Below are 21,802 nucleotides of genomic sequence, written 5' to 3' on the forward strand. Positions count from 1 at the left end.
TTTAAAGTTTAAACTATATTTACATACCTTAAATTATTAAATGCTTTTTCATCTATATAATCAGGTATTTTGTTCTTACATATATACTTGTCAACAATCATACTATCATGTTCATCTAAAAATTCCCAACAAAAGTACTTATCAACTTTAAATATAGTATCATAAAACAGTTCATTTCCTTCTTTCGTATTTAGTAATTCATCTAATACAATAGGTTCTTTTCTTTGTCTGTTAATTTCTTCTAACACTTCCTCAACCAACTCACTACAAACATATTGATAACCTGTTCTTACTTCTTTCATTTCTAATTTCAATTCCATACTATTCTATCTTAATATTTAACATTTAGCCACTTACACACTACCTTAAGCAATTATTTTATAAGATTCTGCTTTCTCATACATAAAATCATATTCATTAGATAGAGATATTATTCTATTACCATACTCTTCCAAAAAACTTTTTATAACAGGTATCATTTGATCCTCACAATAAGAACACTTTTTAACTAATTTATACTCTAATTCTTTAAGCAACATTGAATCCATACGATCTAAATATCTAAGCTTAGATTTCAATTCTGAATCGTATTCCACAGCTGTTTTAAATATTTTTTCAAATTCAGAACTGTTAAGGCTCCAATTCACATTTGGTTGAACTGTTTTATTGTATTGAGCAGTAAATTTTTCAGCAATTTCTTTAATCCTTTTAGGGTCAACATTAACGCACGAATCTTCTATAATTTCATAATTATTTAACAAAATTTCATTTACAACTTCTAAAGTACGTCTCACAATATTAGTTTCTTTCGATATACCAACATATTCAAACCTTTTAATTATATCTGAATTGATGAATTCTTTCAAATCACTATAACTGGAATAATTATTGAAAGCATAAAAAATATTTGATGAAATCGTATTATGGGTATTCTTTGAATTTTCAATTAAAGTATCTAATGAATATTTTATATCGTTAGATACATTCGAAGTTAAGTTCTTTATATACTCCAATCGCTCTGTGTATTTCTTTGTTTTTGCTACTACTAATTCTGCTACTGTTTTTAATTCTTTGTTCATAGTTTTATATTTTAAAATTTAACATGTAAATAACTTGAACAACCATAAGAACAAAAAATTTATTTCCCAATGAATAAAAACTCAAAAAACACCTTTCACATTCGTAACAAACCATATTTCAATAGAATAAAATTTTTAAAAATTCTTTTCTATTTAACAGCACTTTTTTGTAAAATTTCAAAATCCGATCAAAATCTTAATTTTAATAATTTATTATGTTTCTTTTGTGCGTTTTTTAGGGCATAAAAAAGGTGAATCTTTTAATTCACCTTTTCAAATAGTATGTAATAGTATTGGATATTTAATTTCTCGATTTTTCTTCAACAGAATCCAAATACCCCAAAAACACCTTCCCTAAATCGGACAAATAAAAATCATCGACATAACCAATATTAGTCTTATTAGTTCGAGTACTTTCAACTAATCCATCAAGAATTAAACTTCTCATTTCAGAAGATTCTTTATGATATCTATAATCATCCAAGTCTATCAGTTCCATCATATTTACCAAAGCTTTATTTTTAGATACTTTATCCAAGTAAATCAGTTCGCCTTTTAGTAAACTAATACCTTTCTCTTCAAGATAAGATTGTAAATCTGTATTCTCAAACGAAATATCACTAGCTAAATCTTCAATTACTCTTCCTCTCGTTATTACCTCACTTTCCGCTTTTCTTAACTTCTCCGATAAATCTTTAACTTCGTTTTCTTTTTTGGATTTAATCGATTTCTCATCAAATAGTTCTTTTTTACATTCACCATGCTCTCGTTTTTCTTGATTAAGTTCGGTTTTTAGTTTTTCATTTTCACTTGTTAATTCTTCATTCTCCCTATCAAGAATTAATTTATCATCTTTTTCTTTTTTTAATTCTTCTCTTATTAGATATAAAGATTTATCTAAACCTTCAAACTCTTCAGTCCTTTTAATCCTATAAGTACTAGTACGCTCATAAATATTAGGCAACACTCTATCCTGATAAATCCCACTTATATATTTAGTAAAAGCCATAAAGATGAATGTTATTAACATCACGAAAATTGTAATAAAAACACAAAAAATCAGATCCCACTTATAACCAGAAAAATCATAACCGAAGATTTCAGCTTTAAATACTTGTAATGAAACTAATTTCAATTCGGCAATCCTATCAGGTAATTTTGTATCTGAATCAAAATTGAAAAAGGTATAAACCAGCTCCCAATTACGAACCAACCAAACTAATATTAATGTTCCGAAAAATGGATTGGTTGATTTAGTTTGAAGATTATAAGCAAATGATTTTACTACTTCATTTTCCTTAAAAAGTGATGTTAAGAATTTTCTCATAAGTAATTAGTATCTAAGCATAAAACTCTGATCAATACAAAAGCATCTAATTTTTTGAATTTACAATTGTGTAGTATCTTAAATATCTTTTTCCAAAATCCGTAAGAATATAGAAATCTGGAATTACGACATTCCCTTTTTCCATTTTTCTATCAATTAGTTCATACTTTAATAAAGTTACAAGTATAGGACTAGGAGGTAATGGTTCTCCTTTCTTAATCAGAATCATATGTCGAATATAACTTTCCAAGTCTTTATTTGTGCCAATCCCTGACATAAAAGCTTCGATTTTTGCTTCATCCCTAACAAGAGAGTTTTCTAATGAAGTTTTTTCAATCTCCTTAAAAGAAGACTCCATCCTTTGTTTTAATTTATTAACCTCTCCCTCAGCTTCTAACCTTAATTCTTTTTCTGCTTGGTAATTCTTTTTTATTCCTCTCCAATCATCTTCCAGATCAAGATACTTCTTCTTTGTTACGATCTTAGAATCTCCATTTAAACTATGAATCCAAGGCAATATCTTCTCTTCATATCGCTCGCTAATAAACCTTGAAAAACCAAGGAATACATACGTAAGTACTAAAACACCAAAAGCTATCAAAACACATAAAAGTAAATTCCATACAAAGCCCCATCCATCTAGGTATTTAGCAATAAACTCTACCTTTTTATCTAATTTTGTTTTCTCATCGAAATTAAATACCGTATAGACCAACTTCCAATTATGAAATAGCCATACAATGATAAGGGTTCCGAAAAATGGATTGGTAGTTTTTGTTTTGAAGTTGTCCAATACTGAATCAACAACATCATTCTTTTTAAAATATTTAGTAAAATTCATAGAGTCAACTTTTTCCAATTAGAGTTTTAATTACATCTTTCATTAAATCTTTATTTTCACTTGTAAATATTATAGGGTTAGAAAAGATCCCAACGAAAGCCCAAATAACATATAAAACTGTTAAAAGTGATTGGATGTAATCATCTATCTTGACATTGGTGTATAGCTTCAAAGAGACAACCACCAGAATAGGTAGAGTTAAATATAGAGCAAGGAAAATGTAATGGTAATATTTCACACTCTTAACACCAATTTTATTAGGTGCTGATTCACTTTTAGGTAGATCTGATAAATTTCCCTTTAAAAAAACATTAAGGTAATTGATTAAATGTTTTATGAGAGAATCCATATTGGACTCTTGATTCTTAATAAAATCAACTGTTATACTCCAAAAATGATTAGCAGTTTTATCAAAATCATGCGACAAATTATTATCAATAATGTTTTCATTTAATTTTTCAGGGTAATCTCTTATCAGGCCAGAAATTATAAGCAATTTATCTGAGAGATTTATTACATCTCCATGATCAAGAAAACTATCTTTATTAATATTTTCAATATTTTCTAGTACGATCAATAAATGATAAATAATTTCAATTCGTATGTTGCTTGAATAACTATATTTACTTGGTGCTAATTTTTCAATTGGAATATTAACGACAAATATTATAACAGCAGCAGTTAGAAATGTTAATAGTATAGCAATAGGAAGAAAGAGATAAAAAACACTGAAACCTTCAATAAATTCCCTAATAAATTCAAGGTTTAATCCAATTATATTTCCTAATATGCCCAAAAGGATGTAACAAACAATAAAAATAAACAATCTATATTTCTTCTCCCCTCTAGAATATTTATAAACTGAAGAATACTTCGGGGTACCATCATAATAATCAGCATAATCATTCTTTCCGAAAATTGTTTTTATGAGAAACACAGAGGCAATTCCAAATCCCAATGAAATTAAAATTATTTGAGTTTCATCTATAAAAATTCTATTGCTAAAAAAATAGTCTTCTAAAAAACATGACAACACATAAGATTCATACAAAACAAAAGGTATCGCTCCTAATATCAATGAAATAGTAATTGATAACAATAAATAATCTCTACTTTTATATTTTTCTATATCCAACATACTTATCCTAGATAACTTTTTGACATTATCTTCATCTAGATCAATAACTTTAGGATACACATTTGTAATTAATTTGTATAATTTATCAAATTTATGGTTTCGTTCACTCATTAATAAATATTATTATCTTAATTTAGATTCGCTTCAAACTCTTCCTTTGGTTGTGGCATAGCTTTACACATATCCAAAGGCACTATCTTTTCCCTTAATATTGTCTTATCTTTAAAATGTCTGGAGATATTATTTAGCCTATCTATAAAATCGTTACCATTTTCATTCTCATAGTAGAATATCTTTATTGATTTACACCAATCATTTTCAAAAATTTTATTCAACATTGTCCTATCTGAGATTCCACAAGAATGTCCATAAATTTGTACTTGATACATTCCTGAACTTATAAATCTCATCAATGAAAAATAGCTTTGGTTTTTTGAGTATTCAAAGGATTTTATGTGTCTGAAATACTCATTATCATTAAACCCCTCTATCTCTTCATAATGCTTATCAAACTCATCTCCAAATCCAAAAATCGGTTCACCCTGATTCCCTTCAAGATTTCCATGGATATAATTAACATCTTTATCTCCTCCTATCTTATTAAAATATTTCATTAGAATATTTGTATAGTTGAAATTCAAGAATAGTATTTTTGAAGGTCTATCTTTATGAATACGATTTTTCATTAAAATTTCATCAACATTAATAACCTCCCCAAAGCATTCCTGTAATTGATGCGAATATATATTCTCATCATAACTCTCTTCCTGTCCTTTCAGGTAATCCATTAGTAAATCCTTCATATAGGAGAATTCGCTATTCAAGTTTTTAATAAGCTCCGGAATCTTTCTATTCTTAACCATAACAGCATAATATTCCACTTCAATATCCACCCAATTAAGTGAATTAATCTTATCTAATACCCGTCGAAAAAAGTCAGATTTAAAAGTAACGCGTACCTGCTCAGTTTTCATTATCCTAAGAAATAAATCGATTGATTCCTCTAATGAATAACAGCCAAGGTCAATAGTCCCTCTTCCTGTATAATTAATAGTGATTAACTTGTCATTGTATTTATCATTCTCTTCAAAGTCAACAATTACATTATATAAGTAATCCGCAATAAAATCTTTAAAACTTGTCTTAAGTCCATGAGCTAAATCAAAGCCATTTCCAATAATAATTAATCTATTCATGCTTAATAATAGGAAAGTAATACAAAAGCTAAATATATTATCATATTTAGGCTATTGTAAATATATCAAAAAGAGAGATTATAAGCATAATTCAATCTAAGCATACATTAATTTAGAATAAATCAACATAGACTATTAGGCACAAAAAAACCTGCTCCATTTGAAGCAGATTTATATTATTGAATTATACAGTGTCAAAAAAAATTTTCACTTTTTTTTATCGACCCTTATACTTTAAACATTGACTTTAAGCAATTACTCCTAATCACTAACTATTAGCAAGTTAGAAAACAACTCACTCTTACAGCCTAAAAACAAAGTATTAACAAATATTAATGTTTTCTAAATTCCTGTATAATTATCAGGACTAATTGTCTTCAATTGAGCTTTCAAATCATCACCAATCTCAAGCGTATCGATAAATTCAGCAATACTTTCCTGAGTAACGTGAGTATTTGTTCTGGTTAAAGCTTTTAATGCTTCGTAAGGATTTGGATATCCTTCGCGACGCAAAATGGTTTGAACCGCTTCAGCAACTACTGCCCAGTTTGCTTCCAAGTCAGCCTCAAAAGCTTCTTTTGAAATCAATAACTTATCTAAACCTTTCAATAAAGATTTAAATGCAATGATAGTATGAGCAAATGGAACTCCAATATTTCTCAATACAGTTGAATCCGTTAGGTCACGCTGCAAACGAGAAACTGGTAATTTTGTTGCCAAGTGTTCGAATGTAGCATTCGCCAAACCTAAGTTACCTTCCGAGTTTTCAAAATCGATAGGATTTACTTTGTGAGGCATTGCTGATGATCCAACTTCACCTTTCTTGATCTTCTGCTTGAAATAGTTCATCGAAATATATGTCCAGAAGTCACGGTTCAAGTCAACCAAAATGGTATTGATGCGCTTTAAGTTATCGAAAATCGCACCCATATTATCGTAGTTCGAAATCTGAGTAGTTAACTCTTCTCTCTCTAATTTTAGAATATCATTCACAAAGTGATTACCGAATTCTGCCCAATTAACTTCTGGATAAGCAACGTGATGTGCATTGAAGTTACCTGTTGCACCACCAAATTTAGCTGAACAAGGAACGCTTTTTAATAAATCCAATTGCTTTTTCAATCGGTAAACGTAAACCTGAATCTCTTTTCCTAAACGAGTTGGAGAAGCTGGCTGACCATGAGTACGAGCCAACATTGCAATTTCTTTCCAATCTTCAGAAAGACTTTCTAGTTTTGCAATCAACTGATCCAATAAAGGATAATACACATCGTGCACTGCATCTTTCAAAGAATAAGGCGTTGCTGTGTTGTTAATATCCTGAGATGTTAGTCCAAAGTGGATGAACTCCTTGTATTGCTCCAATTTTAAAGCGTCGAATTTTTCTTTAATGAAGTACTCAACTGCCTTTACATCGTGGTTGGTTACACTCTCGATATCTTTTACTTTTTGCGCATCCTCAACAGTAAAATCAAGGTAAATGCTACGCAAATCAGTATATAAATCTTTGTTAAAATCTTTCAATTGTGGAAGAGGAACCTCGCAAAGAGCAATAAAATATTCTACTTCAACCAATACTCTGTATCGTACCAACGCGTACTCTGAAAAATACTCACCCAATACGTCTACTTTGTCACGGTAACGCCCGTCAACCGGCGAAATTGCTGTCAAACTTTGCATTTCTAAAATATTAAATGTCAATAATGGTTATTTAGAGTCACAAAGGTAATTAAAAGCTATGAAATGAGAGAAACCTGATGCAATATATTAGACCAAAGATTTTGGTTTTAGGTTCTTTTGGGATTAAGCATTTAATCTTATTTTTGTTAAAGCACACAATTGTTATCTCACATCTATAAAAACATGAAATTACTTAAAGATTTTGGATTTGGCTTACGCACCTATTCGGAAGCCCTAAACTACATATTTAGAAAAAGACTGGCTTGGTTCTTTATTTTTCCATTATTACTCAACATTCTTCTATTCTGGGTTGGATGGGATTATATCAGTTCATTATCGGACCAAACTCAAACCTACTTACAAAATTGGTTAGACCTTGAAAATGCTGATTTTTGGGGTTCTGGATTTTTAAAGGCCACAATCGGAGGGTTTATCTGGATTGTATTCAAGGTTCTCTTTTTCCTAATTTTTGCCTACTTCGGGGGGTATATCATCATCATCATCATGTCACCAGTTTTTTCTTATCTATCGGAACGAACCGAGAAAATTAAAACTGGTAACGATTATCCTTTTGAATTCAGGCAATTGGTTAAGGATATCATTCGTGGTGTTTTTATTGCAGTCAGAAACCTTTGCATAGAGCTATTATTGACTGTTTTAATGTTTTTCCTAAGCTTTATTCCAATCATTGGTTGGGCTTCAGCCATAATGCTATTCTTCATCTCATCTTATTTTTACGGTTTTTCCTTTTTGGATTATGCCATTGAAAGAAAAAGACTAAGTATTAAGGAAAGTGTGCAATTTATGAGAGAAAACAAAGGAATTGTAATTGCCAATGGCTTTGTATTTTCACTATGCTTAATTGTTCCTTTCTGTGGTGTTTCCATCTCAAGCTTTGCAGCAATCATTTCAGTTGTAGCCGGAACTTTGGCTGTTAATGAGATTTGGGAAAAAGAGAAACGTTAAATCTTACGCTTTGCAAAAGAATATTTGCGAGTTAATTGTTATCTTATATACAATAAACAACTAAAAGTACTTATATGAATCTTTTCAGAAATATTATTCTCTCTCTGCTAGCATTGCTTATTGGTCTATCCACTCAGGCTAAAAATGCTTCTGATTCCATTGCTGAATCGAAGGATAAATTGGTTTACAAATTTGATATCAAAAGAGAAATTGGTCCAGCTGCATGGCGTCAAACCAAAGATGCTTTTCAGGAAGCCGATGAATTAAATGCAGATTTGATTTTAATCCACATGAACACATACGGAGGTATGGTAATTCATGCAGATTCAATTCGTACTGCAATATTAAATAGCGAAAAACCGGTTTATGTATTTATCGACAATAATGCAGCTTCGGCGGGAGCATTAATTTCAATTGCTTGCGATAGCATTTACATGAGAACAGGTGCCAACATTGGTGCTGCAACGGTTGTAAACCAAACAGGAGAGGCAATGCCTGATAAATATCAGTCGTACATGAGATCAACCATGCGAGCTACTGCAGAATCACATGGAAAAGATACCATTGTTCAAGCTGGTGATACCATTTACAGATGGAAGCGTGACCCTTTAATTGCTGAAGCTATGGTTGATCCAAGAACCTATATCGAAAATGTAATTGATACAGGGAAAGTATTGACCTTTACCCCAGATGAAGCCATTAAAAATGGGTATTGCGAAGGTATTGCAAACAGTGTTTCTGAAGTATTAGAGAAAGCGGGTGTAAAAGAGTATACCATAAAATCCTACGAACCATCTGGAATCGAAAAAGTAGTTGATTTCATGATAAATCCGGTACTTCAAGGAATTCTAATCATGATCATCATTGGAGGAATTTATTTCGAATTGCAAACTCCGGGCATTGGTTTTCCGATTTTAGCTTCTGCAATTGCAGCAGTATTGTACTTCTCTCCTCTCTATTTGGAAGGAATGGCTGAAAACTGGGAGATTATTCTTTTCGGAGCCGGAGTAGTTCTGCTCGCCGTGGAAATATTTGTAATTCCTGGCTTTGGAGTTGCAGGCGTTTCTGGAATCATATTCATCATTACAGGCTTAACTTTAAGTTTGGTTGATAATGTAGCTTTTGATTTTGAACCACGACATATCAAAACCATTGTGGCTTCCTTACTTTTGGTAATTTTTTCAATGCTCGTAGCCATTGTAGGATCAATATACCTGAGTAAAAAACTATTCTCCTCCAATTCATTCCTTGGTCATTTGGCTCTAAGCACTGTTGAAAATGCCGAAGAAGGTTACGTAGGCGTTGACATGAGTGCAAAAAGCATGATTGGAAAAATTGGTGTAGCTATGAGTGTGTTGCGTCCATCTGGAAAAGTAATTATTGACAATCAGATATATGATGCCAAATCAGAAGATGGTTTTATCGATAAAGAAACCGAAGTAGAAGTAATTCGTTTCGAAACAGGTCAGGTTTATGTGATAAAAAAAGAAAGTGATGAGTAAAATCAAGATTCGAGAATATGAAGCTCATGATTTTGCAGCTGTACTTGGTTTATGGGAGTTGACTGGTTTAGCTGACAAAAAACGAGCAGATTCAGCGCTTACCATAGAAAAAAGTCTAAAATTTGGAGGTAAATTCTGGATTCTTGAAGATTTAACTAGCGACGAGTGTATCGGCACCATTTGGCTTACCAATGATTCACGAAGGTTGTACCTACATCACTTGGGTGTACATCCAAACTATCAGCAAAAAGGATATGGAAGGTTATTGAGTGAAAAGGCTCTTCTGTTTGCAAAGAAAGCCAATATGCAAATCAAACTTGAAGTTCACGAAACAAATAAACATGCCATTAAACTGTACAAAAATCTAGGATTCCAATATTTGGATAAGTACGATGTAATGATCAAGCGCAAACACTAAAATCAATAAATGGATTATATCAATCAACTCATATCAACTACCGAAATAACAACAGAAACCATTTTTTGGAGGTTATTATTTAGCTTTTTTATTGGAGTAATTATTGGACTTGAACGCGAAGCTCACAGACAACCAGCAGGATTGCGAACGCACATATTAATATGTATGGGAGCTAGTTTAATCATGCTATTATCGATTTACATTCCACAAACATTTCAGAATTTTCAAAATGGTGATCCAGGCAGAATTGCCGCCCAGGTAGTATCGGGCATAGGTTTTTTAGGTGCAGGTGCCATTATGAAGTTTGGTGTAAATGTAAAAGGACTAACTACAGCTGCTTCAATTTGGGTAATTGCAGCACTAGGTTTAGCAATTGGCGCCGGAATGTATATGGGAGCAATTATTGGAACTGCAATTTTGCTGATTTCATTAATTGCAATGGATGTAATTGAAAAGAAATTATTCCCTGGAAAATTTATTAAACGTCTTCACATCCACGTTAAAAACAAAGAAGTATCTCCTGATGATTTTAAAGGTATTTTGAAAAATCACAAGGTTTCCATTCGAACCATTGATGTGGAGCAGCATTTCGACGAAAATAAAATTAGTTACTACCTAACGGTTCAAATTTCCGAAAGAGTTAAACTAAATGAACTAACCTCGGAATTGGGTAGTATTCCAGGAATAAAAAGAGTAAAATTGCAACAAATTCTATAAGCATCAGTTTTCATGACTGATTCCTTTTACAAACTATTTGTTTTATGAAGCTATTAAGTGCAAAAGGTCTTCTTAACTTTAACGATCTGGAAAAGATTACAAAGAAACCTAAGCTATTTGCCAAAGATGATGGGAACTTTTGGCAAGACCCATACATATCAGAACATCTTCTTTATGCTCATCTTGATGATGATTCAGATCAAGGATCAAGAAAATACGACAATATTATACAAGCAGTTAACTGGCTTTGTGCTTACATGAAATTACCAGAGGACAGCAAATATCTTGATCTTGGTTGTGGACCAGGTTTGTATAGCGAAAACTTCTTTGGCCAGGGATTCGATGTAATAGGAATCGATTTTTCAGAAAACTCGATCAATTACGCAAAGGAACAAGCCGCTGAATTTGGCTACCCCATTCAATACTTGTGTAAAGATTATCTTGAGATTGATTATGAGAATGAATTCGATGTAGTAAGCCTTATCTACGGGGATTTGTGCGTGTTATCTCACCAGGATCGCGACAAACTTCTGAAAAAAGTGTACAAAGCTCTTAAGCCAGGTGGTTTTTTAATTTTCGATGTATTTACCAAATACTATTTTGAAACAAGAGAACCTGATCAATCGTGGTACATTAGCGAAGAAGATGGATTTTGGAGCGAAAAAGAACATTTACTATTACAATCGCATTACAAATACAAAAAAGACAAAGTTCGTTTGGATAAATACACCTTAATTTTTAATGATGGTGAAATGAGAACTCATCACATTTGGAAGCATTACTTTTCGGTAAAGCGAGCCATTGCAATGGCCGAGGAACATGGATTTACCGTTAAGGATTACTGGGCCAATTTAAGAGGAAAACCTTATGAAGTTGGCAGTCCTTGGATTGGAATGATTGTTCAGAAATGATATTTTTTTTAGAAAATCGCTTGAGGTGAATTATCATTTGATAAAAGCATGAAAAACTAATTTTTCAACGAATTATCATTTGATAAAAGCCGAAAAAGAACTTTTTCAATGAATTATCATTTGATAAAAAGTCAAAAAAGAACTTTTTCAATGAATTATCATTTAATGAAAGCAGATCAATGGGTTTTCAGATATTAAGAATGATAAATAAATTCATTCAGGAAGCTCCTCTAAAAAATATTGTCCCACAACAAAAAAGCGCCATTAAGAAATACTCAATAGCGCTTTTTTACAGATAGTTATCTTCTTATTCTTTATACATCTTTTCGATAAGATGTTTGTATTTTTCCTGAATTACTTTTCTCTTCAACTTAAGAGTAGAAGTAATCTCTCCCGCTTCAATGGTAAATTCTTTAGGCAAAAGCGTAAATTTCTTTACCTGCTCAAATCTTGAAAGTTCCTTCTGCAACTCTTCAAATCTCTTCTCGAAAAACTCGATAATTTGTGAATTTGCCAAAAGCTCTTCAATTGAATTGAATACAATATTGTGTTGGATTGCATAAGCCTGTAAAGGGCCAAAAGCAGGAACTGCCAATGCAGTCACATAATTTCTGCAATCTCCAATTACTGCAATTTGCTCAATAAACTGATCGTTAACCAATGTTGTTTCAATTTTCTGTGGAGCAACATATTTTCCACCAGAAGTTTTCATCAGATCTTTAATTCGATCAGTAATAACCAAGCGACCATTTTCATCGATTCTACCAGCATCGCCAGTACAAAACCAGCCATCTTTCATCACTTCAGCTGTAGCTTTAGGTTTTTTGTAATAACCACGCATTACACCTGGGCCTTTCACCATGATCTCATCATTTTCCCCGATTTTAATTTCAGTTCCAATAATGGTGTTACCAGCAGTTCCAAAATCGATATTCTTATCGCCATATAAACTAACGGTAGCCATGGTTTCGGTCAATCCATAACCAACTTTCACATTAATCCCCAAAGAATGGAAAAATTCCAATATTTCTCTGGAAACAGGTGCTCCACCACATGGTGTGAAGTTGATTCTACCTCCCATAATCCCGCGAAGTTTGCTTAGCACAAGCTTATCGGCGATTCTATGTTTAAGTTTCAATCCCAAAGGAATTTTCTTCTCGAACATCTGATATTGGTTGTAGTATTTTTCACCAACTTTTACCGACCAGTTTAACAAAGCTCGTTTGGTTCCAGAAGCCTCTTGCGACTTATCCTTTATGCCAGAGTAAATCTTTTCATACAAACGAGGAACCGTACACATTAAAGTTGGTTTTACCTCTTTCATTACCTCGGCAATTTGTTTTGGATCACGATTGAAGTATACCTCAATTCCACGGTGGAAACAGAAGAAACACCATCCTCGTTCGTAAACATGACTTAAAGGTAAGAAACTAAGAGAAATGTCGTTTTCAGATACATTTAACTCCTTATCATGAGAAACCAATACACTCGAAATGTTCTTGTGGTCTATCATTACCCCCTTAGGTTCACCAGTTGTTCCTGATGTATAAATCAAGGTAGCCAGGTCATCAAACTGTCCACTAAAAAAGCGTTCATCGAATGCCTTTCCGAGACCAGAGTTTTTACCCATAATGATAAACTCATCCCAATACATGGATTTATCATGATCTGTAAGTTTTGTTTTTTTATCGAAAACAACAACCATCTTCACGTGAGGAACCTCTTTTATCAATTCCATTGTACGATCGTACTGTTCTTGCTCTCCAACAAAAATAACCTGAACTTCAGAATCTTGAACTATGTATTTTGCTTCGCTTGTAGAGTTTGTAGGATATATTGGAACAGAAATGCCGCGAACACTCATAATAGCTAAGTCTGCGGTAATCCATTCAGGCATGTTTTGAGAGAAAATTGCAACAGATTGCTTCTCCTTAACACCCAATTTCATAAGAGCTTTTGATACTTGTCGAATTTGTAAACCAAATTCATTCCAGCTTACACCTATCCACTTATTGCTCTCTTCATCTTTATAGCGCATTGCAATTCGATCGCCAAATTTTTCAATTCTGTCACGAATTAACTTGCCCCAATGTTGATACTCCATAAAAGTATTTTAGTTGTAAATCGCTACAAATATAATCATGTTTGACCGATTTAAAATATTTTCGCTGTATTGTAACGAGTTATAATGTGTTCAACATTATTAATTCACATCATAATACAAATCACAATTATCTATAAACAAACTACATTTCAGTAGTTTAAATAAAAAACGACCATCAACATAAGCTAATGGTCGTTAGTCGTATCTTAAATACAGAAATTATACTGTATTGCGCGTTATTTTACATGAAAATCCAATAATTTCTCACCTTCCAAATCTGCAACTAAATGATCCCCAATCTTTACAGGACCTACTCCTTCTGGTGTTCCTGTATAAATCATGTCTCCAATTTTTAATGTGAAAAACTGTGACAAATATGAAATCAAGTAATCAATTGAGAAAATCATATTTGCTGTATTTCCTGCCTGAACTCTGTCTCCGTTGATATCCAAGTTAAAGTTTAAATTATCAACCGATTTAAACTTGTTTTTTGGAATAAACTTACTGATTGGAGCTGCTCCATCAAAAGCTTTTGCTTTTTCCCAAGGTAGTCCCTTTTTCTTGCATTCTGCTTGAATATCTCGAGCTGTAAAATCAATTCCCAAACCAATTTCCTCGTAATAACGATGCGCAAATTCAATCGGAATATTTTTACCAACTCTATTGATTTTCACCACCACTTCCAATTCATGATGAATATCCTTTGAAAAATCAGGATAGTAAAAATCATTGTTATTCTTTAATAAAGCAGAATCAGGCATAGAGAAAACAACTGGTTCCTTAGGCACCGGATTGTTTAGCTCTTTAGCATGATTTACGTAATTCCTTCCAATGGCTAAAATCTTCATTTCAATAAATATGATCTGTTAAACAATGGATTATTTATTAAACCCGCGAAGTTTAATTTCTGTAAGGATTTTTTTAGTGTACAACGGGAAATCACTATTCATAACCCAACCATAATACCCTGGTTGTTGTGCCAATACTTCCTCAACAGTTTTTCCTTTGTTCTTACCAAAGTTGAATCTTTCAACACCTTTCTCATCAATGATAATAAAACCGGCAAAATCAGCATTTTTGTTCTGAGTTGAGAATTTTGACAAAAACTCAATATCATTCTCCAATGAATCGTACTTGTCCAACTGTGATTTAAGCACTTCATATGTTGCTTTGGTATCTGCCTCGGCTCCATGAGCTCCTTCCAACTCTTTATTACAATAAAAACGATAAGCTGCACTTAAAGTTCTTTGTTCCATTTTGTGGAATATGGTTTGAACATCAACAAACTTTCTTTTACGCATATCAAAATCGATATCAGCACGCAAAAATTCCTCTGCTAACAACGGAAAGTCGAAACGATTCGAATTGTAACCTGCCAAATCACATCCTTCCAAATATTTAGCAATGGTTTTACCCAATTCCTTAAATGTTGGTTCATCTTTTACATCCTCATCCTTAATACCATGAACAGCCGAAGCATGAGCAGGAATATGCATTTCAGGATTAACGCGATAAGTTTTTACTTCTTCATCGCCATTAGGATTAACTTTTACGATACAGATTTCAACAATACGATCCTTCGCAACATTAATTCCTGTTGTTTCTAAATCGATAAAAGCTATTGGATTCTTTAAATTAAGATTCATCTATTATTTATTGTGATTTTTAAACGGTATAAAAATATAAAAACCTGAGCTCGATGTAAAATTAGTCCACAGTTTGATCTGGTTTTGAGTAGAAATTTTCACAAAATCGAGCAGAAATATCGGGATATTTTAAACGATTTTGGGGCAATTTATACCAAAAGCAGACAAATTAATAAAGGAAAGCTCTCTTCACAACATCTTCACATTAAAAATTCCTTAAAATAGCCCGCTATTATTTCAGAATTTTTAATGCGAATCTATTGCAAATATATCTTTCTGTGGATAGAATTTTACTTCGAAATCAGGTTTAACCTAACAGAAATATACTCTCTGTTAGGTTTTTAATATCATTATTTTTTGATTTTTAATTCTGCTTATGCATTAATCATCATTGGCATTAACAACATCAATACATCTTCGTCAGCATTTTCATTATCGTATGGTAAGAAAATACCTGCTCTTGTAGGATCAGATAATTCAATCATTACATTCGATGATGAAATGTTTGAAAGGATTTCCAATAAGAATACTGATTTAAATCCAATTTCCAATTCTTGTCCTTCGTATTGACAAAGCAATCTTTCTCTTGCTGAGATTGAGAAGTCGATATCCTGAGCAGAAACAACCAATTCGTTTGCTCTCAATTCGAACTTAATCAAGTTACTTGCCGGGTTCGAAAATACAGAAACACGTTTTAATGTGTTGTACAATTCTACTCTATCAATAGTAAGAACATTAGGATTGTTCTTAGGAATTACCGAATTGTAGCTTGGATAATTTCCTTCAACCAATCGACAAATCAACTTGTAATTCGATAGTGTGAAGAATGCATTCTTATCATCGAATTCCACTTTAACAGGATTTTCTTCTTTTGGCAAGATATTGCGTAATAAAGAAGCTGGTTTCTTAGGCAAAATGAATGATGATTCAACGTCTGATCTTCCATCTAAACGCTTATAACGAACCAATTTGTGAGCATCTGATGCTACAAAAGTCAAATCATTGTTACCCAACTCAACAAAAATACCATTCATTACAGGACGAAGTTCATCATCAGCTGTAGCGAATAAAGTTTTGTTTACACCTGTTAAAAGAACATCACTCTCAACGGTAATATTTACCAAACTGCTTTCTTCTTTTTCAGGAAGCTTTGGAAAATCTTCACCATTCTGTCCAACGATACTAAACACACCATTTTCGGATGTAATTTTTACAGCCAAAGAAGTACTGTCGATATCGAAAGTTAGAGGTTGCTCCGGAAATTCTTTTAAAGTATCAGTCAAAATTTTAGCAGGAAAAGCAATCACCCCTTCACCATCTGAAGTTTCAAGAGGAATAGTGGTAATTAAAGTAGATTCCAAATCAGATGCAGTTGCTATCAATTCACCATCTTTAAGCTCAAAAAGGAAGTTATCCAAGATTGGTAAAGTGTTTTTACTACTGATAACTCTACTTATGGCCTGTAAGTGACTTAACAATTCTGTACTTGATACTACAAATTTCATTTGCATAATATTTAAAAGTTAACCTAAAATTCTATATTTCAACGCTTAAACAAGTTCAAAACCGAAGCTTATTTTAGCACAGTATTAAGTGGTGAATATACAAATTTATTAAGGATTGACGATATCCTAAAGACAAAAAAGATTTGCTACATTACTAAATAAAATCAGAATTTTATTTAAAAACAGCATATTACCAATAATATTAAGATACGAAGTAATTTTTAAATCATAAATATCTCTCTCATATTTATGATCTTGCAAATTTTCGTTTCCTCATAAAATATCTTAATACTCCAAAAAACAAAAGTAGAAACAAAGGCAAAATCACATTCACTACTTGCCAAAATAATCTTTCCGATCTGATTTTGGTTTTATCAAGCATTCTGAGTTTTACTTCTCTTGCTCTTAATTCCATCCAACCTTCGTTATCACACAAATAATCAATGCAATTCAAAAGAAAGTTTCTATTTCCATATGTTTTTCTTGAATATCTATCGTATCCCAAAGCTTCAATCTGCCTGTTTTTTCCAACTCCTCGAACCCTGTTTTTTATAATGTCTCCATCCGAAATTACAATCATTTTGCTTGGAGCACTTTCCGATTTAAATGATTTACGATCGATTCCTTTCCAGGCTCTGTTCTTAAATGCGGATTGAAAATTCCCCTCAAGTAAAACAGCAATTTTCTTTCTACCTACAGCAAAATCTTCCGGTCTAGGCTTTTGATTCACAATTTCTAAACTTACAACACTAGGCACTTTTTCCAGGCGAGTATAGTCAGAACTTGTTAGCAGAGTGGTTTGTTTCACATTGGCATTCTCACTCACCCAATCAATCGAATTGGCAAATTCTGCTTTTACAACATTCAATTTTCGTGTAATAGGATGATGATCTGGTACATTCAGCAAAGGTGAATAATACCATGGAGCAGGCGTAAACTTTGGCTTCTCTCCTGGTAGTGCAGTTTGAACCGGAATCAACTGGCCCTGAATATCCATCACCAAATCAGGATTAATCCTAACTCCATAAGTAAATAGCTGATCTTCTATATTTAATGGCTTATAAAAAGCAACAGTGCTCTCTTTTACTTGCAAACTATCCATGCTCGCCGACACCTCATCTACCAACCACAGAATTCGTCCTCCATTCATCAAATATTGATCGATCTCATATTTAGCCTCTCTGGAAAATTCATTTCTTGGCTGTGCAATTACAAGTGCTGAATATTTCTTTTTAGAGTGATTCAGTTTTTGCGCAATAATTCTATCTACCTCATATTTTTGTAGAAGAGAAGCTGTAAAATCTGCAACTTCAAATTCGTTCAATTCCCCTTGCCCAATTAAGAAGGCAATATTTTTAGGTTGCTTACTTTGCAACATTCGAATGGCCTTAGTTAGCTCAAACTCTATGGTTTCAATGGAATGATTCAAATTTTCTTCAGCTGATAAGCCAGTCACATTTTTCAACAAATGAACTGAAGTTTCTTTCTCTGTATCATGAACTATTATTCCAGGAACAATAATCTTTTGCTTTAAACTTCCATCGGTAGTTCTTTCTTGCAAACTGGTTGGTTTTAACCCTCGCGCAGCCAGCTGTTCATACATTTCGTTCCTTTGCTTGGGATTAGGAATATCACTGGTATTAATTAAGGCATAATTGATGTTCACATTTGCATAAGCCTCCAATTCATCAAGCATTTCAATACTTGCTTTCTGAAGCTTTTTAAATCCATGAGGCAAATCTCCTGCCAGATAAATTTCAAAGTACAAATCCTTATCTAATGAACCTACCAATTGCTTGGTATTATCTGATAATGTATACCTTTTCTCAGCCGTGAAATCAATACGAAAAAAATAAACTTGAAGAACTAGAACCAGAACTCCTAATCCAATTAGTGAAATCAATAAATTGAGAATATCTTGCTTCCTTTTGTTTTTAATCATAGCTTTCTCTTTTACCATTTTCTACTTTTTAAAACTGTTTTTGTAATCAATAAAAAAGCTACAATTACACCTATAAAATAAACCAGATCTCTTGAATCAACTACCCCTCGAGAAATTGATTTATAATGTTCCTGGATTCCTAAATTGTAAATATCGGATTGCACACTCCGAAAGATGATCAGATCAGCTAAATAATCGAAGCCTGTATAAAACAAAAAGCACAGAATCAACGCAAGTAAAAATGCAACAATTTGATTATCGGTTACCGAACTAGAGAAAACACCAATTACAACATAAACGGCCGCTAAAAGAAACAGCCCAATAAACGATCCCCAGAAAGCTCCTGAATCGATACTACCAACAGGATTTCCCAAATAATAAATCGAGAAATAATAAATTAGACAGAACAATAGAGAAACAGAAATCACCAAAAGTGCAGCAAAATATTTTGCAAGTACAATTTCCATCTCCTTTAAAGGTCTCGTATATACCAGTTCTATGGTGCCTTGTTTTTTCTCATCTGCGAACAATCGCATGCAAACCGCAGGAATCAAAAACAAGTATATCCACGGAGACATCTCGAACAAAACATCAAGATTTGCATATCCTGTATCCAATGGGTTTGTAGATCCAGGAAATACCCATACAAATAATCCTGTTGCTATTAAATAAACTGATAAAATCAGGTAACCAGTAAGAGAACTGAAAAAAGTTCGGAACTCCTTTATTAGAAGTGCTAGCATAAAATGTGTGTGTTTTACTATACTACCACAAATTTGCAAAATTATTTTAGTAGAAAAAATTTGTTTTTCAATTCATTTAATTTACATAAATTTGAACATGAAAAATTACCTACTACTTATACTCTCTATTTTAATTTTCAAATGCAGTACTGCACAAGAGAATAGTAGCAACGATATCTTTACAACAAGCATTAGGTATCATTATGGTGTGGTTTTACCTCATCATAAATCAATCCGTTATTTAGTCAATGATCAAGTTAGTGCTATTGAGCTGAATTTTGGCTTTCTGCCTTCAAGAAAGAGAACCTGGTCTAAATTATACAATCAACCAGAAATAGGGTTGGGATTTTATCATGGAAGTCTAGGTAATGATGAAGTATTGGGAAATACGAATGCCATATTTCCATATATCAATTTTAATCTTAAAAATTATCAGAAAGTAAGTTTACGCTTACAAACAGGTTTCGGAGTTGCACATACCAAGAAACACTTTCATCCTACAAAGAATTACACAAATGTAGCGATAGGATCAGAATTCAATGCTTTTTTCAAACTTCTTTTAAGTAGTTCGTATCGTTTCACCAGTAAGTGGTCTACTAGTGCTGGATTAGGTTTTCAGCATCTTTCAAATGGTTCAATAAAAGTACCTAACAAAGGTCTTAACATGGCTACTGCAAGCATTGGTATTCAATATCATTTTAATGATTTTCATAAACCAGTTAGGAGCCATTCAAATTTTAACCATCCAAAATTAAATGATGAAATTGTAATTGTTTGGAACAATGGTATAAAACAAACAGCAGAAAAAGATGATCACAAATATTACAAAACAGGTATAAGCCTGGGATATTTAAGAGGCATAAATGCCAAACAGAAAATAGGACTGGGAATCGATCTCTTCTACGATAAATCTGCAAACAGAGGAAAATGGGATTTTGATCCTCAAACCAAATTTAAAGATCGTTTTAGCCAGGCTGTTTTCGTATCTCACGAACTGGTTATACAAAGATTTAGCATAGTTGCAAACATAGGAGCTTATACACTTTTCGAAACAAAACCAGAAAAACCTATATACACTAGAGTTGGATTAAAATACGAGATAAACAAACATTTTTTAGCCAGTTTAGGTTTAAAAGCTCACTTGGGAAAGGCCGATTATATTGAATGGGGGATTGGTTATAGATTAAAAACAAAGAGTAATGAGAAACCTTAGCCTACTAATTATTTTAGCAACATACTGTCTTTCATCTTGCAGTTCTTTTAATCCTTTTGAAAGTGAGGGAGAATATATAGAAAAGAGAATAGATATAAACGGAGTTAGTGAAATTGAAAACTTAAATACTTTTCAGATTCAAATTATTCAGGATGGTGAAGAATTTATTGTACTGAAAGGAGGGGAAAATCTAGTTTCAAAAACAAATATTAAAGTTGCAGATTGACAATTGACCATTCATACAACAACAAAGCTCGTAATTTTGATTTAATTACGGCAGAAGTTCATTTAAAAGAAGTAACTAAAATAACTTGTTCAGCTCCGGCAAACATTTCAAGTATAGATAAGCTTAGTGGAAATCATCTCGACATTATTGTATATTCAGAATCACAACTTGTTGAAACGCATTTGAATTTAGAATATGACAGCATGAAGTTTCACTCATTTGGTTCTGCAACTGGTGAGTTTAAGTTTTTTGGAATCTGCCCCAACACTAACTATACCCTTAATGGTGTAATTAATATTAAAGCAGGAGATTTACAAAGTAACAACATAAGTCTGGCTCAAAATGGTATCGGAGAAGCTCATGTTTGGGCAAAAGATAAACTCAATGTAACCATATATTCTAGTGGTAACATATACTACAAAGGAACTCCTGAAATTTCCGTAAAAAGAATTCAGGTTAACAATCAGAATCCAACTGGAGAAGTATTACAAGAAAAATAATATTTTGTTGTTTCACTCTTTTAAAGTAATTTAAATAGTGCTACTAACCCATCACATGTATTAATCCTTGGGAAGGTTACTTTGGTAATCTCTCAAATTTCAGGATTAACATTTCACATGTAATGTATTCAGAAATATTTCAACCCGC

General features: G+C 32.5%; 21 protein-coding genes and 1 pseudogene. 9 read left to right on the forward strand and 13 right to left on the reverse strand.

Translation table 11 applies throughout. The features are described 5' to 3' along the window. Positions 1–8: 8 nt before the first annotated feature. The 7 genes from DF185_RS07995 to purB form a co-directional block, all read right to left on the reverse strand. Positions 9–320, reverse strand: a complete 312-nt coding sequence (locus DF185_RS07995; RefSeq protein ID WP_110360230.1) for a hypothetical protein — start codon at positions 318–320, stop codon at positions 9–11. 45 nt (positions 321–365) lie between these two features. Continuing rightward, positions 366–1,079: a hypothetical protein gene (locus DF185_RS08000; protein ID WP_110360231.1), complete on the reverse strand. Its 714-nt coding sequence runs from the start codon at positions 1,077–1,079 to the stop codon at positions 366–368. Positions 1,080–1,380: 301 nt separating this feature from the next. Continuing rightward, positions 1,381–2,406 (reverse strand): hypothetical protein, encoded by a 1,026-nt coding sequence (locus DF185_RS08005; protein ID WP_110360232.1) that lies wholly within the window; start codon positions 2,404–2,406, stop codon positions 1,381–1,383. Between the two features lie 46 nt (positions 2,407–2,452). Beyond that, positions 2,453–3,247, reverse strand: a complete 795-nt coding sequence (locus DF185_RS08010) for a hypothetical protein (protein WP_110360233.1) — start codon at positions 3,245–3,247, stop codon at positions 2,453–2,455. 4 nt (positions 3,248–3,251) lie between these two features. Further along, positions 3,252–4,496, reverse strand: a complete 1,245-nt coding sequence (locus tag DF185_RS08015; RefSeq protein WP_110360234.1) for a hypothetical protein — start codon at positions 4,494–4,496, stop codon at positions 3,252–3,254. Between the two features lie 17 nt (positions 4,497–4,513). After that, positions 4,514–5,581: an AbiH family protein gene (locus tag DF185_RS08020; protein ID WP_110360235.1), complete on the reverse strand. Its 1,068-nt coding sequence runs from the start codon at positions 5,579–5,581 to the stop codon at positions 4,514–4,516. Between the two features lie 342 nt (positions 5,582–5,923). Further along, the gene (purB, locus tag DF185_RS08025; RefSeq protein ID WP_110360236.1) at positions 5,924–7,261 is read right to left on the reverse strand and encodes an adenylosuccinate lyase; all 1,338 of its coding nucleotides are present in this window, start codon (positions 7,259–7,261) and stop codon (positions 5,924–5,926) included. Between the two features lie 183 nt (positions 7,262–7,444). Here purB and DF185_RS08030 point away from each other — a divergent pair, with 183 nt between their 5' ends. The 6 genes and pseudogenes from DF185_RS08030 (at position 7,445) to DF185_RS08050 (ending at position 11,775) form a co-directional block, all read left to right on the forward strand. Continuing rightward, positions 7,445–8,227, forward strand: a complete 783-nt coding sequence (locus DF185_RS08030) for an EI24 domain-containing protein (protein WP_110360237.1) — start codon at positions 7,445–7,447, stop codon at positions 8,225–8,227. A 74-nt stretch (positions 8,228–8,301) separates the two neighbouring features. Beyond that, a pseudogene (locus DF185_RS24500) lies at positions 8,302–8,997 on the forward strand (NfeD family protein); the annotation flags it as partial. 51 nt (positions 8,998–9,048) lie between these two features. Continuing rightward, positions 9,049–9,729, forward strand: a complete 681-nt coding sequence (locus tag DF185_RS24505) for an NfeD family protein (protein WP_438830233.1) — start codon at positions 9,049–9,051, stop codon at positions 9,727–9,729. Beyond that, a complete protein-coding gene (locus tag DF185_RS08040) occupies positions 9,722–10,147 on the forward strand; it encodes a GNAT family N-acetyltransferase (RefSeq protein ID WP_110360239.1) in 426 nt (141 codons plus the stop codon). Before DF185_RS24505 ends, DF185_RS08040 begins: the two co-directional genes overlap by 8 nt. 9 nt (positions 10,148–10,156) lie before the next feature. Continuing rightward, on the forward strand, positions 10,157–10,864 hold the full coding sequence (locus tag DF185_RS08045) for an MgtC/SapB family protein (protein WP_110360240.1): 708 nt from the start codon (positions 10,157–10,159) through the stop codon (positions 10,862–10,864). Positions 10,865–10,908: 44 nt separating this feature from the next. Continuing rightward, positions 10,909–11,775, forward strand: a complete 867-nt coding sequence (locus DF185_RS08050) for a class I SAM-dependent methyltransferase (protein WP_110360241.1) — start codon at positions 10,909–10,911, stop codon at positions 11,773–11,775. A gap of 307 nt (positions 11,776–12,082) precedes the next feature. Here the strand turns inward: DF185_RS08050 and DF185_RS08055 are convergent, their stop codons facing one another. The 6 genes from DF185_RS08055 to gldF all read right to left on the reverse strand — a co-directional run bounded on the left by DF185_RS08055 (position 12,083) and on the right by gldF (position 19,715). Beyond that, entirely contained in the window at positions 12,083–13,879 is a 1,797-nt protein-coding gene (locus DF185_RS08055; RefSeq protein ID WP_110360242.1) for an AMP-dependent synthetase/ligase, read from the reverse strand. Between the two features lie 236 nt (positions 13,880–14,115). Next, positions 14,116–14,727, reverse strand: a complete 612-nt coding sequence (locus DF185_RS08060) for a fumarylacetoacetate hydrolase family protein (RefSeq protein WP_110360243.1) — start codon at positions 14,725–14,727, stop codon at positions 14,116–14,118. A 30-nt stretch (positions 14,728–14,757) separates the two neighbouring features. After that, a complete protein-coding gene (locus DF185_RS08065; RefSeq protein WP_110360244.1) occupies positions 14,758–15,525 on the reverse strand; it encodes a 3'-5' exonuclease in 768 nt (255 codons plus the stop codon). Positions 15,526–15,899: 374 nt separating this feature from the next. After that, positions 15,900–17,030 (reverse strand): DNA polymerase III subunit beta, encoded by a 1,131-nt coding sequence (dnaN, locus tag DF185_RS08070; protein WP_110360598.1) that lies wholly within the window; start codon positions 17,028–17,030, stop codon positions 15,900–15,902. A 247-nt stretch (positions 17,031–17,277) separates the two neighbouring features. After that, positions 17,278–18,990, reverse strand: coding sequence for a gliding motility-associated ABC transporter substrate-binding protein GldG (gene gldG / locus DF185_RS08075; protein ID WP_110360245.1), 1,713 nt, complete (start codon positions 18,988–18,990; stop codon positions 17,278–17,280). After that, the gene (gldF, locus tag DF185_RS08080; RefSeq protein WP_110360246.1) at positions 18,984–19,715 is read right to left on the reverse strand and encodes a gliding motility-associated ABC transporter permease subunit GldF; all 732 of its coding nucleotides are present in this window, start codon (positions 19,713–19,715) and stop codon (positions 18,984–18,986) included. Before gldF ends, gldG begins: the two co-directional genes overlap by 7 nt. A 97-nt stretch (positions 19,716–19,812) precedes the next feature. Here gldF and DF185_RS08085 point away from each other — a divergent pair, with 97 nt between their 5' ends. From DF185_RS08085 to DF185_RS08095, 3 genes are read left to right on the forward strand one after another with little or no spacing between them, the layout of a single operon-like run. Then, positions 19,813–20,928, forward strand: a complete 1,116-nt coding sequence (locus DF185_RS08085; RefSeq protein WP_110360247.1) for an acyloxyacyl hydrolase — start codon at positions 19,813–19,815, stop codon at positions 20,926–20,928. Continuing rightward, the gene (locus DF185_RS08090; protein WP_110360248.1) at positions 20,915–21,154 is read left to right on the forward strand and encodes a hypothetical protein; all 240 of its coding nucleotides are present in this window, start codon (positions 20,915–20,917) and stop codon (positions 21,152–21,154) included. Before DF185_RS08085 ends, DF185_RS08090 begins: the two co-directional genes overlap by 14 nt. Then, positions 21,151–21,654 carry a GIN domain-containing protein gene (locus tag DF185_RS08095; RefSeq protein ID WP_110360249.1) on the forward strand — a complete coding sequence of 168 codons (504 nt, stop codon included), beginning with the start codon at positions 21,151–21,153 and terminating at the stop codon, positions 21,652–21,654. Before DF185_RS08090 ends, DF185_RS08095 begins: the two co-directional genes overlap by 4 nt. Positions 21,655–21,802: the final 148 nt, after the last annotated feature.

Source organism: Marinifilum breve, from assembly GCF_003202155.1.
Classification (GTDB): Bacteria; Bacteroidota; Bacteroidia; order Bacteroidales; family Marinifilaceae; genus Marinifilum; species Marinifilum breve.

What these genes read in the sequence shown, in the direction of transcription:
- DF185_RS07995 (WP_110360230.1), bottom strand. Translation starts at nt 320, where the DNA reads ATGGAATTGAAATTAGAAATGAAAGAAGTAAGAACAGGTTATCAATAT.
- DF185_RS08000 (WP_110360231.1), bottom strand. Translation starts at nt 1,079, where the DNA reads ATGAACAAAGAATTAAAAACAGTAGCAGAATTAGTAGTAGCAAAAACA.
- DF185_RS08005 (WP_110360232.1), bottom strand. Translation starts at nt 2,406, where the DNA reads ATGAGAAAATTCTTAACATCACTTTTTAAGGAAAATGAAGTAGTAAAA.
- DF185_RS08010 (WP_110360233.1), bottom strand. Translation starts at nt 3,247, where the DNA reads ATGAATTTTACTAAATATTTTAAAAAGAATGATGTTGTTGATTCAGTA.
- DF185_RS08015 (WP_110360234.1), bottom strand. Translation starts at nt 4,496, where the DNA reads ATGAGTGAACGAAACCATAAATTTGATAAATTATACAAATTAATTACA.
- DF185_RS08020 (WP_110360235.1), bottom strand. Translation starts at nt 5,581, where the DNA reads ATGAATAGATTAATTATTATTGGAAATGGCTTTGATTTAGCTCATGGA.
- purB (WP_110360236.1), bottom strand. Translation starts at nt 7,261, where the DNA reads ATGCAAAGTTTGACAGCAATTTCGCCGGTTGACGGGCGTTACCGTGAC.
- DF185_RS08030 (WP_110360237.1), top strand. Translation starts at nt 7,445, where the DNA reads ATGAAATTACTTAAAGATTTTGGATTTGGCTTACGCACCTATTCGGAA.
- DF185_RS24505 (WP_438830233.1), top strand. Translation starts at nt 9,049, where the DNA reads ATGATAAATCCGGTACTTCAAGGAATTCTAATCATGATCATCATTGGA.
- DF185_RS08040 (WP_110360239.1), top strand. Translation starts at nt 9,722, where the DNA reads ATGAGTAAAATCAAGATTCGAGAATATGAAGCTCATGATTTTGCAGCT.
- DF185_RS08045 (WP_110360240.1), top strand. Translation starts at nt 10,157, where the DNA reads ATGGATTATATCAATCAACTCATATCAACTACCGAAATAACAACAGAA.
- DF185_RS08050 (WP_110360241.1), top strand. Translation starts at nt 10,909, where the DNA reads ATGAAGCTATTAAGTGCAAAAGGTCTTCTTAACTTTAACGATCTGGAA.
- DF185_RS08055 (WP_110360242.1), bottom strand. Translation starts at nt 13,879, where the DNA reads ATGGAGTATCAACATTGGGGCAAGTTAATTCGTGACAGAATTGAAAAA.
- DF185_RS08060 (WP_110360243.1), bottom strand. Translation starts at nt 14,727, where the DNA reads ATGAAGATTTTAGCCATTGGAAGGAATTACGTAAATCATGCTAAAGAG.
- DF185_RS08065 (WP_110360244.1), bottom strand. Translation starts at nt 15,525, where the DNA reads ATGAATCTTAATTTAAAGAATCCAATAGCTTTTATCGATTTAGAAACA.
- dnaN (WP_110360598.1), bottom strand. Translation starts at nt 17,030, where the DNA reads ATGAAATTTGTAGTATCAAGTACAGAATTGTTAAGTCACTTACAGGCC.
- gldG (WP_110360245.1), bottom strand. Translation starts at nt 18,990, where the DNA reads ATGGTAAAAGAGAAAGCTATGATTAAAAACAAAAGGAAGCAAGATATT.
- gldF (WP_110360246.1), bottom strand. Translation starts at nt 19,715, where the DNA reads ATGCTAGCACTTCTAATAAAGGAGTTCCGAACTTTTTTCAGTTCTCTT.
- DF185_RS08085 (WP_110360247.1), top strand. Translation starts at nt 19,813, where the DNA reads ATGAAAAATTACCTACTACTTATACTCTCTATTTTAATTTTCAAATGC.
- DF185_RS08090 (WP_110360248.1), top strand. Translation starts at nt 20,915, where the DNA reads ATGAGAAACCTTAGCCTACTAATTATTTTAGCAACATACTGTCTTTCA.